The organism is Pseudonocardia halophobica, from assembly GCF_027922425.1.
Taxonomy (GTDB): Bacteria; Actinomycetota; Actinomycetes; order Mycobacteriales; family Pseudonocardiaceae; genus Pseudonocardia; species Pseudonocardia halophobica.
Genome location: NZ_BSFQ01000008.1, coordinates 69,173 through 82,953, shown reverse-complemented (window position 1 = coordinate 82,953; position 13,781 = coordinate 69,173). Strand labels below are relative to the sequence as shown.

10 protein-coding genes are annotated in these 13,781 nt (G+C 69.9%); 1 reads left to right on the top strand and 9 read right to left on the bottom strand.

The window, feature by feature from the left end; genetic code table 11:
- Positions 1–9 precede the first annotated feature (9 nt).
- The 8 genes from rplW to rpsL all read right to left on the bottom strand — a co-directional run bounded on the left by rplW (position 10) and on the right by rpsL (position 6,697).
- Positions 10–309 (bottom strand): 50S ribosomal protein L23, encoded by a 300-nt coding sequence (gene rplW, locus PKE99_RS12140; RefSeq protein ID WP_037046098.1) that lies wholly within the window; start codon positions 307–309, stop codon positions 10–12.
- Positions 306–983, bottom strand: coding sequence for a 50S ribosomal protein L4 (rplD, locus tag PKE99_RS12135; protein ID WP_037046097.1), 678 nt, complete (start codon positions 981–983; stop codon positions 306–308). The genes rplW and rplD overlap by 4 nt, the downstream gene beginning before the upstream one ends.
- Positions 980–1,633 carry a 50S ribosomal protein L3 gene (rplC, locus tag PKE99_RS12130; protein ID WP_037046096.1) on the bottom strand — a complete coding sequence of 218 codons (654 nt, stop codon included), beginning with the start codon at positions 1,631–1,633 and terminating at the stop codon, positions 980–982. The genes rplD and rplC overlap by 4 nt, the downstream gene beginning before the upstream one ends.
- A gap of 7 nt (positions 1,634–1,640) precedes the next feature.
- On the bottom strand, positions 1,641–1,946 hold the full coding sequence (gene rpsJ / locus PKE99_RS12125; RefSeq protein ID WP_003938093.1) for a 30S ribosomal protein S10: 306 nt from the start codon (positions 1,944–1,946) through the stop codon (positions 1,641–1,643).
- A 433-nt stretch (positions 1,947–2,379) separates the two neighbouring features.
- The gene (gene tuf, locus PKE99_RS12120) at positions 2,380–3,573 is read right to left on the bottom strand and encodes an elongation factor Tu (RefSeq protein WP_037046092.1); all 1,194 of its coding nucleotides are present in this window, start codon (positions 3,571–3,573) and stop codon (positions 2,380–2,382) included.
- Between the two features lie 131 nt (positions 3,574–3,704).
- Positions 3,705–5,804: an elongation factor G gene (fusA, locus tag PKE99_RS12115; RefSeq protein WP_037046090.1), complete on the bottom strand. Its 2,100-nt coding sequence runs from the start codon at positions 5,802–5,804 to the stop codon at positions 3,705–3,707.
- A gap of 48 nt (positions 5,805–5,852) precedes the next feature.
- Positions 5,853–6,323, bottom strand: coding sequence for a 30S ribosomal protein S7 (rpsG, locus tag PKE99_RS12110; protein WP_037046089.1), 471 nt, complete (start codon positions 6,321–6,323; stop codon positions 5,853–5,855).
- A complete protein-coding gene (gene rpsL / locus PKE99_RS12105) occupies positions 6,323–6,697 on the bottom strand; it encodes a 30S ribosomal protein S12 (protein ID WP_037046087.1) in 375 nt (124 codons plus the stop codon). Before rpsL ends, rpsG begins: the two co-directional genes overlap by 1 nt.
- Before the next feature lie 512 nt (positions 6,698–7,209).
- Here rpsL and PKE99_RS12100 point away from each other — a divergent pair.
- The gene (locus PKE99_RS12100) at positions 7,210–9,543 is read left to right on the top strand and encodes an alpha/beta hydrolase fold domain-containing protein (RefSeq protein WP_197040648.1); all 2,334 of its coding nucleotides are present in this window, start codon (positions 7,210–7,212) and stop codon (positions 9,541–9,543) included.
- Positions 9,544–9,857: 314 nt separating this feature from the next.
- Here PKE99_RS12100 and PKE99_RS12095 read toward each other — a convergent pair whose 3' ends face one another.
- Positions 9,858–13,760, bottom strand: coding sequence for a DNA-directed RNA polymerase subunit beta' (locus PKE99_RS12095; RefSeq protein WP_037046086.1), 3,903 nt, complete (start codon positions 13,758–13,760; stop codon positions 9,858–9,860).
- Positions 13,761–13,781: the final 21 nt, after the last annotated feature.

Below are 13,781 nucleotides of genomic sequence, written 5' to 3'. Positions count from 1 at the left end.
CTCGCTCCCTCAGCTCGCCCGGGCACCGAACACGTCGATGTCCTTGCTCTCCGCGGAGAGCGTGACGATCGCGCGCTTGGTGTCCTTGCGCTTGCCGTAGCCGGTGCGCGAGCGCTTCCGCTTCCCGGGGCGGTTCAGCGTGTTCACGCTGACGACCTTCACCCCGAACACCTGCTCCACGGCGATCTTGATCTGGGTCTTGTTCGCGTCGGGGTGGACGAGGAAGGTGTACTGCTTCTCGTCGAGCAGCGAGTAGCTCTTCTCGGACACCACCGGCGCGAGCAGGATGTCGCGCGGGTCGGGGATCACTTGCCCTCCTCCTTCTCCGCACGCTCGGCACGCTTGGTCTTGACCGCGACCGGACCGGCCAGGAACGCGTCCAGCGAGGCCTGGGTGAACAGCACGACGTCGTTCACGAGCACGTCGTACGTGTTCAGCTGGTCCGGTGCGATCAGGTGGACCTGCGGCAGGTTGCGCAGGCTCAGCAGGTTCACCGAGTCGTCCCGGTCGACCACCGCGAGCACGCGGGTGTCGGCGCCGGCGACGGCCGCGACGGCCTGGCGGGCGGACTTCGTCGAGGGGGTGTCCCCGTCGACGATCCCGGAGACGACGTGGACGAGGCCCGCGCGGGCCCGGTCCGACAGTGCGCCGCGCAGCGCGGCGGCCTTCATCTTCTTCGGGGTCCGCTGGCTGTAGTCGCGCGGCGTCGGGCCGTGGACGGTGCCACCGCCGGCGAACTGCGGCGCGCGGGTCGAGCCCTGACGGGCACGGCCGGTGCCCTTCTGGCGGTACGGCTTCTTGCCGCCGCCACGGACCTCGCCGCGGGTCTTCGTGTCGTGCGTGCCCTGGCGGGCCGCGGCCTGCTGGGCCACGACGACCTGGTGCATCAACGGCACGTTCGCGGTCACGTCGAAGACGTGGTCCGGGAGCTCGACCGAGCCGGACTTCGCGCCCGACGCGTCCTTGATCTCGACGGTGCTCACTGGGCACCACCCTTCGCGGCACTCTTCACCACGACGAGCCCGCCACGGGGGCCGGGGACGGCGCCCTTGATCAGCAGCAGCCCGCGCTCGGCGTCGACGCGGTGGATCTTCAGGTTCTGCGTGGTCTGCCGGGCGACACCCATCCGACCCGCCATGCGCACGCCCTTGAAGACGCGGCCCGGGGTGGCACAACCACCGATCGAGCCCGGCGAGCGGTGCTTGCGCTGGGTGCCGTGCGAGGCGCCGAGGCCCTTGAAGCCGTGGCGCTTCATGACACCCGCGGTGCCCTTGCCCTTGGTGGTGCCGACGACGTCGACCACGGCACCGGCCTCGAAGGCCTCGGCGGTGATCTCCTGGCCGAGCTCGTAGCTCGCGGCGTCCGTCGTGCGCAGCTCGACGGTGAAGCGGCGCGGGGTCACGCCGGCCTTCGCGAAGTGCCCGGTCTCCGGCTTGTTCACCCGGCGCGGGTCGACCGCACCGAAGGCGAGCTGGACCGCCTCGTACCCGTCCTTCTCCTGCGAGCGGATCTGCGTCACGACGTTGGGCCCGGCCTGGACCACGGTGACCGGAACCACCCGGTTGTTCTCGTCGAATACCTGGGTCATCCCGAGCTTCCGGCCCAGGATCCCGGTGATCTGCCTGTCGCTCATCGGTGCCCTACTGGATGTTGACGTCGACGCTGGCCGGCAGGTCGATGCGCATGAGCGCGTCGACCGTCTTCGGCGTCGGGTCGAGGATGTCGATCAGCCGCTTGTGCGTGCGCATCTCGAAGTGCTCGCGCGAGTCCTTGTACTTGTGCGGCGAGCGGATGACGCAGTACACGTTCTTCTCGGTCGGCAGCGGCACCGGACCGACGACACGAGCACCGGTACGCGTCACCGTCTCCACGATCTTGCGAGCAGACGCGTCGATTGCCTCGTGGTCGTAGGCCTTGAGCCTGATGCGGATCTTCTGTCCCGCCATGGTCGTGGGTCGTCCTCTTCTTCCTGCCGCTGCTTCACGGTGTCTCCGGGTGTCCCGCCCCGAGGGGAGCCCCGACCAGCTCTACGTCGCAACCACCGGCACCGACGCGCGCGAGTCCGTGCGGACTCGGGCATCCGATGCGGACCGGGCGTCCGCGCTCTGTTCAGGTCTCACCCACTGGGCTCCGGTCCACGAGGTCGGGCGTGTCGCCCTGCTACCCGCATACCGGTCCCCGGGTCACCGCTTCCCCCAGGGGGGTCGCCTGTCGATCCGGGGTCGGCGCTTCCGACGACTCACGGAGTCCCGGGAGATCCCGGCTGCCGTGTGCCCGCCGTCCGCGCGCAACCCGTCAAGGATGCCACACCGGTTCGGGTGGCCCTCGACCGGGGTGCGGCCCGTGGACCACAGGGGTCCACGGGCCGCGGAAGGGGTCTTACTTGGTGATCTTGGTGACCTGGCCGGCGCCGACGGTCCGACCACCCTCGCGGATGGCGAACTGCAGGCCCTCCTCCATGGCGATCGGCTGGATCAGCTGAACGCTCATGGTGGTGTTGTCACCCGGCATGACCATCTCGGTGCCCTGCGGGAGGGTCACCACGCCGGTCACGTCCGTCGTCCGGAAGTAGAACTGCGGACGGTAGTTGTTGAAGAACGGCGTGTGCCGGCCGCCCTCGTCCTTGCCCAGGATGTAGACCTGGCCCTCGAACTCGGTGTGCGGCGTGATGGAGCCCGGCTTCACGACGACCTGGCCGCGCTCGACGTCCTCGCGCTTGATGCCGCGGAGCAGGAGGCCGACGTTCTCGCCCGCACGACCCTCGTCGAGGATCTTGCGGAACATCTCGACACCGGTGACGGTGGTCGAGGTCGACTTCTCGCGGATGCCGACGATCTCGACGGTCTCGTTGACCTTCACGATGCCGCGCTCGATACGGCCCGTGACGACCGTGCCGCGACCGGTGATCGTGAAGACGTCCTCGACCGGCATGAGGAACGGCTTGTCGGTGTCGCGCTCCGGCTCCGGGATCGCCTCGTCGACGGCGTCCATCAGCTCGAGGAGCTTGGCGCCCCACTCGGCGTCGCCCTCGAGGGCCTTGAGCGCCGAGACGCGGACGATCGGGAGGTCGTCGCCCGGGTACTCCTGCGAGGACAGGAGCTCACGGACCTCGAGCTCGACGAGCTCGAGGATCTCCTCGTCGTCGACCATGTCGGCCTTGTTCAGCGCGACCACGATGTAGGGCACGCCGACCTGGCGGGCGAGCAGCACGTGCTCACGCGTCTGCGGCATCGGGCCGTCGGTCGCCGCGACCACCAGGATGGCGCCGTCCATCTGCGCCGCACCGGTGATCATGTTCTTGATGTAGTCGGCGTGACCGGGGCAGTCCACGTGCGCGTAGTGCCGCTTCTCGGTCTGGTACTCGACGTGCGCGATGGAGATCGTGATACCGCGCTGGCGCTCCTCGGGCGCCTTGTCGATGTTCTCGAACGCCGAGGCCTCGTTGAGGTCCGGGTACTTGTCGTGCAGAACCTTGGTGATGGCCGCCGTCAGCGTGGTCTTGCCGTGGTCGATGTGACCGATGGTGCCGATGTTGACGTGCGGCTTGGTCCGCTCGAACTTCGCCTTCGCCACTGCAGTGTCCTCCTGGACTTGATCTTCTTCTCCGCCGTGCTGACGGCAGGTCTGGGGGTTTCGAGGTGCGGGCCGCGAACAGGCGGGTGACCCTACCCGTCCGCGGACCGCGCCTCGCGAGCGGTCCGGACTTACTCGCCGGTCGCCTTCGCGATGATCTCCTTGGCGACGTTCGAGGGGACCTCGGCGTAGCTGTCGAACACCATCGTGTAGTTCGCCCGGCCCTGGGTCCGCGACCGGAGGTCGCCGACGTAGCCGAACATCTCCGAGAGCGGGACCAGCGCCTTGACGACGCGGGCGCCCGCCCGCTCCTCCATGGCCTGGATCTGGCCGCGGCGGGAGTTGAGGTCGCCGATCACGTCGCCCATGTAGTCCTCGGGCGTGGTGACCTCGACCGCCATCATCGGCTCGAGGATGGCGGGGGACGCCTGGCGCGCGGCCTCCTTGAGGGCCATCGAGCCGGCGACCTTGAACGCCATCTCGGACGAGTCGACCTCGTGGTACTGACCGTCGAGCAGGGTCAGCTTGATCCCCGTGAGGGGGTAGCCCGCGAGCACGCCGTACTGCATGGCGTCCTGCGCGCCGGCGTCGACGGACGGGATGTACTCCCGCGGCACGCGACCACCGGTGACCTTGTTCTCGAACTCGTACAGCGCACCGTCCGCCGTGTCGAGCGGCTCCAGCTTGATGATGACCCGGGCGAACTGCCCCGACCCACCGGTCTGCTTCTTGTGCGTGTACTCGTACTTGTCGACGGTCTTGCGGATCGTCTCCCGGTAGGCCACCTGCGGCTTACCGATGTTCGCCTCGACCTTGAAGTCGCTCTTCATCCGGTTGACGAGCACCTCGAGGTGGAGCTCGCCCATGCCGGCGATGATCGTCTGCCCGGTCTCGTCGTCCAGCGAGACCTGGAAGGTCGGGTCCTCCTCGGCGAGCTTCTGGATCGCCGTGGAGAGCTTCTCCTGGTCCGCCTTGGTCTTCGGCTCGACCGCGACCTGGATGACCGGGTCCGGGAACGTCATCGACTCGAGCACGATCGGTGCCTGCGGGTCGCTGAGCGTGTCGCCGGTGGTCGTGTCCTTCAGGCCGATGACCGCGTAGATGTGGCCGGCCAGGGCCTCGTCGACCGGGTTCTCCTTGTTGGCGTGCATCTGGAAGAGCTTCCCGATGCGCTCCTTGCGGTCCTTGGTCGAGTTGATGACCTGGGAGCCCGCGGCGACCCGGCCCGAGTACACCCGGACGTAGGTCAGCTTGCCGAAGAACGGGTGCGCGGCGATCTTGAAGGCGAGCGCCGAGAAGGGCTCCTCCTTCGAGGGCTTGCGGCTGGCCGGGGTCTCCCCGTCCGTCAGCGTGCCCTCGACCGGCGGCACGTCGTACGGCGACGGCAGGTAGTCGATCACCGCGTCGAGCATGGGCTGGACGCCCTTGTTCTTGAACGCGGAGCCGCAGAGCACCGGGTACGCCGAGCGGTCCTTCACGATCTGCCGGACGCCGGCCTTGATCTGCTCGACGGTGAGCTCCTCGCCGCCGAGGTAGATCTCCATGAGCTCGTCGTCGGTCTCGGCGACGGCCTCGAGAAGGGCGGTGCGGTACTCCTCCGCCTTCTCCTGCAGGTCGGCCGGGATCTCCTCGACGGCGTAGTCCTCGCCCTTCTGGACGTCGCCACGCCAGGTCAGCGCGCGCATCTCGACCAGGTCGACGACGCCGATGAACTCGCTCTCCGAGCCGATCGGCAGCTGGAGCGGCAGCGGCTTGGCCGCGAGCCGGTCCTGGATCGTGCCGACGGTGAAGTAGAAGTCCGCGCCCAGCTTGTCCATCTTGTTGACGAAGCAGATGCGGGGGACGTCGTACTTGGTGGCCTGCCGCCAGACCTGCTCGGACTGCGGCTCGACCCCCTCCTTGCCGTCGAAGACCGCGACCGCGCCGTCGAGCACGCGCAGCGAGCGCTCCACCTCGACGGTGAAGTCGACGTGGCCGGGCGTGTCGATGATGTTGATCTGGTGGTCTTTCCAGAAGCAGGTCGTCGCGGCGGACGTGATCGTGATGCCGCGCTTCTGCTCCTCCTCCATCCAGTCCATCGTGGCGGCGCCGTCGTGGACCTCACCGATCTTGTAGTTGATCCCGGTGTAGTACAGGATCCGCTCGGTGGTGGTGGTCTTGCCGGCGTCGATGTGCGCCATGATGCCGATGTTGCGGACCTTCGTCAGGTCCGTCAGCACGTCCCGTGCCACGTTCAGCTCACTTCCCCTGGGAAAAGGTTGGCGCGGACGGTCGGCCCGTCACCAGCGGTAGTGGGCGAAGGCCTTGTTGGACTCCGCCATCTTGTGCATGTCCTCGCGCCGCTTCACGCTGGCGCCGAGGCCGTTGCTCGCGTCGAGCAGCTCGTTCATGAGGCGCTCGACCATCGTCTTCTCGCGACGCTGGCCGGCGTAGCTCACGAGCCAGCGGAGGCCGAGGGTGGTCTGCCGGACGGCGCGGACCTCGACCGGAACCTGGTAGGTCGCGCCACCGACACGGCGGCTGCGGACCTCGAGGGCCGGCTTGACGTTGTCCAGCGCGCGCTTGAGCGTGACGACCGGGTCGGTGCCGGTCTTCTCGCGGGTGCCCTCGAGCGCGGCGTACACGATCCGCTCGGCGAGCGAGCGCTTGCCGTCCTTCAGCACCTTGTTGATCAGCTGCGTCACGAGGGGCGAGCTGTAGACCGGGTCGGAGACCAGCGGCCGCTTCGGGGCGGGGCCCTTACGAGGCATCAGCTCTTCTCCTTCTTGGCGCCGTAGCGGCTACGGGACTGCTTCCGGTTCTTCACACCCTGGGTGTCGAGCGACCCGCGGATGACCTTGTACCGGACTCCCGGCAGGTCCTTCACGCGGCCGCCGCGGACGAGCACGATGCTGTGCTCCTGCAGGTTGTGGCCCTCGCCGGGGATGTACGCGGTGACCTCGATGCCGCTGCTCAGCTTGACGCGAGCGACCTTCCGCAGTGCGGAGTTCGGCTTCTTCGGGGTCGTGGTGTAGACGCGCGTGCAGACCCCGCGGCGCTGGGGCGAGCCCTTGAGCGCGGCGGTCTTGGTCTTCGCGACCTTGTCCTCGCGGCCCTTGCGGACCAACTGCTGGATCGTGGGCATGAACCCTCTGCTTCTTCCCTACTCGTGATGCTCAGGTGTCTCGCCCGTGCGGCTGCCCGGGCGGGCGGTCGTGCGCCGCCCGATCGTGGTCACGGGCCGCTTCCACCCCGGCCCGCCGGACCGCGAGGTCGGGCGTGTCGCGCCCTGCGCACCGGCCCGGAGTCGGGGAACTCCGCGGAGGCGTCCAGGACGGACGAGGGCACGCGTGATCGCGCGCAGGTCCCAAGGGTACGCGGCCCGTCTGACGAGGGTCAAAACGGGTCCGCCCAGGGGCCGCGGCGGGGCCTGCGGGCCTTCCGCCGGCCATCTCCGGGCCACTCGCGCGTCGCCTGGGAGGCTGCCGCAGCCCGTACGCCGACGCAAGCAGGCTCACCCGCTCGTCGCAGATCGACCCGCGCTCGTCGCACGTCGACGACCTGCGGACGCCCCGGTCACCGGCCTGGCCCGCGCGGGCCGCCGTTGCCCCGGCCGCCCCGGTCCGCGGGCCCGTGGCGCGACCCTACGGTTCGATCATGCGCCTCACACTGCCGTGCGCCGCCGTCCGGGCCGCCACCCGGTTGCTCGTGGCCCCCGCACTCTCGCCCCGGCTGCCGATCCCGGTCTCGCGGGCGCTCGTCGACCTCCAGGGCCGACTGCTCCCCGTGCCCCGTGGCACCCGCTCCACCCCCTCGTCGCTCGGCGGCCGGCCGTCGGTCCGCGTGTCGGTCCCCGGCAGCCGCGACGACCGCCCCGTGCTCTTCCTGCACGGCGGCGGCTACGTGGTCGGCTCCCCCGCCTCGCACCGATCGCTCGGGGCGTGGCTGGCCGAGGCGAGCGGCGGGACGGTGCACCTGCTGGACTACCGGCTGGCGCCCGAACATCCGCACCCCGCCGCGCTCGACGACGCCGAGCGCGCCTACCGGGCGCTCCTCGACGCGGGACACCAGTCACAACGCATCGCCCTCGCCGGAGATTCCGCGGGCGGCGGACTGGCCGTGGCCCTGCTCCTGCGGCTGCGTGCGACGGGCCTGCCGCTGCCCGGGAGCGTCGGGCTGATCTCCCCCTGGCTGGACCTCGACCTCACCGACCCGGCCATCGCCCGCAACACCGGGCGGGACGCGATGCTGGGGCCGGGCCTGCTGCGCGAGGGCAAGCGGTCGTACCTGCGCGGGGGCGAGGCCGTCGACCCGGAGCTGCGGCCGCTGGAGGCCGACCTGTCCGGCCTGCCGCCGCTGCACGTCGTCGCCGGGGCGGACGAGGTCCTGGTGGGCGACGCCGACCGGCTGGTCGAGCGGGTCCGCGCGGCCGGCGGGACGGTCACGTACACGCGCGCCGAGGGCATGTGGCACGACCACGTCCTGGAGGCCGGGCTGCTCGGGCGGGCCCACGCGGACCTGCGGGAGCTCGGGGCGGCCCTGCGGCGCGACGTGGCGGACCGGCGGGTGCGGGTCGCGGTCGTCGGCGCCGGCTTCGGCGGGATCGGCATGGGCGTCGCCCTGCGCGAGGACGACCTCGCCGACGTCACCGTCCTGGAGAAGGCGCCGCAGGTCGGCGGGGTCTGGCGGGACAACACCTACCCGGGTGCGGCCTGCGACGTCCCGTCGAACCTGTACTCGTACTCGTTCGCTCCCGGGGACTGGAGCCGTCGCTTCGCCCCGCAGCCGGACATCCTGCGCTACCTGCAGAGCGTGGCGGCCGACCATGACCTGGAGCGGGACATCAAGCTCGGCACCGAGGTCACGGACGCCAGGTGGGACGACGACGCCGCCGTCTGGCGGATCCGGACCAGCGGCGGGGACCTGGAGGCCGAGGCCCTGGTGGCGGCGTGCGGGCAGCTCTCGCAGCCCGCAACGCCCGACCTGCCCGGGATCGAGCGCTTCCCCGGGCCGGTCTTCCACTCCGCGCGCTGGGACGACTCGGTCGACCTCCGCGGCAAGCGGGTCGCGGTCGTCGGGACGGGGGCCAGCGCCATCCAGTTCGTGCCGGCGATCGCCCCCGACGCCGCGCAGGTCACCGTGTTCCAGCGCTCGGCGCCGTACGTCATCCCCAAGCTGGACCGCCCGTACGGCCCGCGGGCCTTCTCCTTGCGGTTCCGCGGCTGGAGCCGGGCCGCGCGGACGTTCTGGGCCGGGTTCTTCGAGTTCGGCGCGCTCGGCTTCACCGCGATCAGGCCCTTCGCCTCGACCTTCGGCCTGCTGCACCGCGCCCAGCTGCGGCTGCAGGTCCCCGACGCGGAGCTGCGCGACCGCGTCGCGCCCGACTACCCCGTCGGCTGCAAGCGGGTGCTGATCTCCTCCGACTGGTTCCGCGCGCTCGCCCGGCCGAACGTCGACGTCGTCACCGAGAAGATCTCCGAGGTGACCGAGGAGGGCGTGGTCGCCGCCGACGGCACGCTGTACCCGGCCGACGTCGTCATCTTCGGGACCGGCTTCCGCACCCAGGACTTCCTGGCACCGATGCGGGTGGTGGGCCGGGAGGGCCGCGAGCTGTCCGAGGAGTGGCGTGAGGGGGCGCGGGCGCACCTGGGTATCACCGTGCCCGGCTTCCCCAACCTGTTCCTGCTCTACGGCCCCAACACCAACGTCGGCTCGGGCTCGATCGTGCACATGCTCGAGTGCCAGATCCGCTACGCCCGCGAAGGCATCCGGCGGCTCGCCACCGGAACGCGCTCGCTGGAGGTGCGGCCCGGCGCCGCCACCGCCTACGACACCGAGATGCAGTCGCGGCTCACGGACAGCGTGTGGACGGAGTGCGTGAGCTGGTACCGCACCGACTCGGGCCGGATCACCAACAACTGGCCCGGCACGATGCTCGAGTACCGCCGCCGCACCTCCACCCTCGACGAGGGCGAGTACCTCACTGCTTGACCGACCTAGAAGAACGCGTTATGGCTCCATAACGCGCGCGGAGCCGCCCTCAGAACGCGTTATGGCTCCATAACGCGGGTAGAGCGCCCTCAGAACGCGTTATGGCTCCATAACACGCGTGGAGCGGGCCTCAGAGCGCGTCATGGCTCCATAACGCCTCGCACCCCTCCGGCATGTGCCCGCCGGAGGGGTGCGTCGTTCTCCGCCCCTTCCTCGCGTGCCGCCGGCACAGCGAGCGCGGCCCGAGAACGGCGGCGGGGCCGGCGCCCGAAGGCGCCGGCCCCGTCCGACCTCGTGCGGACCACGCGGTGCGACTAGCGGTAGTCGCGGCCGAAGTCGTAGTCGTCCAGCGGCACCGCGGCACCGGTGCCCGTGCCGAACACGTCGGGGCTGTAGTAGCCGTCGTCGTAGCTCGGCAGCGCGTAGGCGGCCGCGCGGGCCTCCTCCGTGGGCTGCACCTGGATGTTGCGGTACCGGCTGATCCCCGTACCGGCGGGGATCAGCTTGCCGATGATCACGTTCTCCTTCAGCCCGACGAGCTTGTCGCGCTTCCCGTTGATCGCGGCGTCGGTGAGGATCCGGGTGGTCTCCTGGAACGAGGCCGCGGACAGCCACGACTCCGTCGCCAGCGAGGCCTTGGTGATGCCCATGAGCACCGGGCGGCCGGAGGCCGGCTCGTTGCCCTCGGCGACCACGCGCCGGTTCTCCGACTCGAACTCGCCCCGCTCGGCGAGGGCGCCGGGCAGGAACTCGGTGGCACCCGAGTCGATGATCGTGACCCGGCGGAGCATCTGCCGGACGATCACCTCGATGTGCTTGTCGTGGATGTCCACGCTCTGCGTGCGGTACACCTTCTGCACCTCACGCACCAGGTGCAGCTGCACCTCGCGCGGGCCCATGACGCGCAGCACCTCGTGCGGGTCCGCCGTGCCCTCGAGGAGCAGCTGGCCGACCTCGACGTGGTCGCCGTCCCGGAGCGGGCGCTCCTCGCCGTCGACCACCGTCATGGCGAGCCACTGCCGCTTCGACAGCTTCTCGTAGACGATCTCCTCGCCCCCGTCGTCCGGGATGAGGGTGATCTTCCAGAAGCGGTCGCCGTCCTCGATGCGGATGCGGCCGTCGACGTCCGCGATCGGCGCCTTACCGCGCGGGACACGGGCCTCGAAGAGCTCCGTGACACGCGGCAGACCGGTCGTGATGTCGTCGCCCGCGACACCGCCCTGATGGAAGGTACGCATCGTCAGCTGCGTACCCGGCTCACCGATGGACTGGGCCGCGACGATGCCGACCGCCTCGCCGACGTCGACCAGCTTGCCGGTCGCCATGGAGCGGCCGTAGCAGGTCGCGCAGATTCCGGTGGCCGACTCGCAGGTCAGCGCGCTGCGCACGCGGATCTGCCGGACGCCCGCCGCGACCAGCGCGTCGAGCGCCGGGTCGCCGAGGTCGCCGCCCTTGGCCACGATCACGTTGCCGTCGGCGTCCGTGACCTCCTCTGCCGAGCTCCGCGCGTACACCGACGTGCGGATGTAGCGGTGCGGGATGAGGCGGCCGTCGGCCGTCTCCTCCGTGACCGGCATGGTGACCGCGCGGGAGGTGCCGCAGTCGACCTCGCGGACGATGACGTCCTGCGAGACGTCGACCAGACGACGGGTCAGGTAACCCGAGTCGGCGGTCCGCAGCGCGGTGTCCGCCAGACCCTTCCGGGTGCCGTGCGTGGAGATGAAGTACTCCAGCACGGACAGGCCCTCGCGGAAGTTCGCCTTGATCGGGCGGGGGATGTACTCACCCTTGGGGTTGGCGACCAGACCACGCATACCGGCCAGCTGCCGGACCTGCGTCATGTTGCCCGCCGCCCCGGACTTCACGATCGTGGGGATCGGGTTGTCCTCGGGGAAGTTGTCCTCCATGGCCTTGGCGACCTCTTCGGACGCCTGGGTCCAGATCTTGACCATCTCGTCGTTGCGCTCCTGGTGGGAGAGCGCACCGCGCTGGTACCGCTTGTTGACCTGGTCGGCCTTGGCCTCGTAGCCGTCGAGGATCTCCTGCTTGTTCGGCGGGACCACGACGTCGTCGATCGCCAGCGTGACACCGGACCGGGTGGCCCAGTAGAAGCCGGCGTCCTTGAGGCGGTCGAGCACCTGCGCGACCTCGGTCATCGAGTAGCGCTCGGCCAGGTCGTTGATGATCGCGGCCTGGCGCTTCTTCGGCAGCGGCTCGTTGACGAACGGGTAGTCCGCCGGCAGCAGCTCGTTGAACATGACCCGGCCGAGGGTAGTCTCGGCGCGCCAGACGTCCCCCTCCTCGAGCTCGGTGCCCGGGGTCGGCGTGACGCCGGGGAGCCGGATCTTGATCGGGGCCTGCAGGTGCAGCGTCTTGCGGTCGTAGGCCATGACGGCCTCGGCCTCGGAGCTGAACGACTGCCCGGCGCCCACGGCGTCCGGCCGCTCCCGGGTCAGGTGGAACAGACCCGTGACCATGTCCAGACGCGGCATGGCGAGCGGGCGGCCCGACGCCGGCGACAGGATGTTGTTGCTCGAGAGCATCAGCACCCGGGCCTCGGCCTGGGCCTCGGCGGACAGCGGCAGGTGGACCGCCATCTGGTCACCGTCGAAGTCCGCGTTGAACGCCTCGCAGACCAGCGGGTGCAGCTGGATGGCCTTGCCCTCCACCAGCTGCGGCTCGAAGGCCTGGATGCCGAGGCGGTGCAGCGTCGGCGCGCGGTTGAGCAGCACGGGGTGCTCGGAGATGACCTCCTCGAGCACGTCCCACACCTGCGAGCGGCCGCGCTCGACCATCCGCTTGGCGGACTTGATGTTCTGCGCGTGGTTCAGGTCGACCAGGCGCTTCATCACGAACGGCTTGAACAGCTCCAGCGCCATCTGCTTGGGCAGGCCGCACTGGTGCAGCTTCAGCTGCGGGCCGACGACGATGACCGAACGGCCGGAGTAGTCGACGCGCTTGCCGAGCAGGTTCTGGCGGAACCGGCCCTGCTTGCCCTTGAGCAGGTCGGACAGCGACTTGAGCGGCCGGTTGCCCGGGCCCGTGACCGGCCGGCCGCGGCGGCCGTTGTCGAACAGCGCGTCGACGGCCTCCTGCAGCATCCGCTTCTCGTTGTTGACGATGATCTCGGGCGCGCCGAGGTCGATCAGCCGCTTGAGGCGGTTGTTCCGGTTGATGACCCGGCGGTACAGGTCGTTCAGGTCGCTCGTGGCGAAGCGGCCACCGTCGAGCTGCACCATCGGGCGCAGGTCGGGCGGGATGACCGGGACGCAGTCGAGCACCATGCCCATCGGCGAGTTGCCGGTGGACTGGAACGCGGCGACGACCTTGAGGCGCTTGAGGGCGCGGAGCTTCTTCTGCCCCTTGCCGCTGCGGATGATCTCGCGGAGCTTCTCGGCCTCGGCCTCGATGTCGAAGTTCTGCAGCAGCGTCTGGATGGACTCCGCACCCATGGCGCCGGTGAAGTAGTCGCCGTAGCGGTCGTAGAGCTCGCGGTAGAGCCCCTCGTCCGCGATCAGCTGCTGCACGTCCAGCTTGGTGAAGGTGGTCCAGATCTCGTCGAGGCGGTCCAGCTCGCGCTGGGCGCGGTCGCGGAGCTGGCGCATCTCGCGCTCGCCACCCTCCTTGACCTTCCGGCGGACGTCGCTCTTGGCGCCCTCCGCCTCGAGCTCGGCCAGGTCGGACTCGAGCTTCTGGGCCCGGGCCTCCAGGTCGCCGTCGCGGCGCTGCTCGACCCGCTTGCGCTCCACGCTCATCTCGTTCTCGAGCGTGGACAGGTCCTGGTGGCGCAGCTCGGTGTTCACCGACGTGATGGCGTAGGCGGCGAAGTAGATGATCTTCTCGAGATCCTTCGGCGCCAGGTCGAGCAGGTAACCCAGCCGGCTCGGCACACCCTTGAAGTACCAGATGTGCGTGACCGGGGCGGCCAGCTCGATGTGGCCCATGCGCTCACGCCGCACCTTGGCGCGGGTGACCTCCACGCCGCAGCGCTCGCAGATGATGCCCTTGAACCGGACGCGCTTGTACTTGCCGCAGTAGCACTCCCAGTCCCGGGTCGGGCCGAAGATCTTCTCGCAGAAGAGGCCGTCCTTCTCGGGCTTGAGGGTGCGGTAGTTGATGGTCTCCGGCTTCTTGACCTCACCGTGCGACCACTGGCGGATGTCCTCGGCGGTGGCCAGGCCGATGCGCAGCTCGTCGAAGAAGTTGACGTCGAGCAAGAGTGTGTCCTTCTCTCGGAA

Coding starts and splice junctions, on each gene's coding strand:
- rplC (WP_037046096.1), bottom strand. CDS start 1,633: ATGAGCGACAGGCAGATCACCGGGATCCTGGGCCGGAAGCTCGGGATG.
- rpsJ (WP_003938093.1), bottom strand. CDS start 1,946: ATGGCGGGACAGAAGATCCGCATCAGGCTCAAGGCCTACGACCACGAG.
- rpsG (WP_037046089.1), bottom strand. CDS start 6,323: ATGCCTCGTAAGGGCCCCGCCCCGAAGCGGCCGCTGGTCTCCGACCCG.
- rpsL (WP_037046087.1), bottom strand. CDS start 6,697: ATGCCCACGATCCAGCAGTTGGTCCGCAAGGGCCGCGAGGACAAGGTC.
- PKE99_RS12100 (WP_197040648.1), top strand. CDS start 7,210: ATGCGCCTCACACTGCCGTGCGCCGCCGTCCGGGCCGCCACCCGGTTG.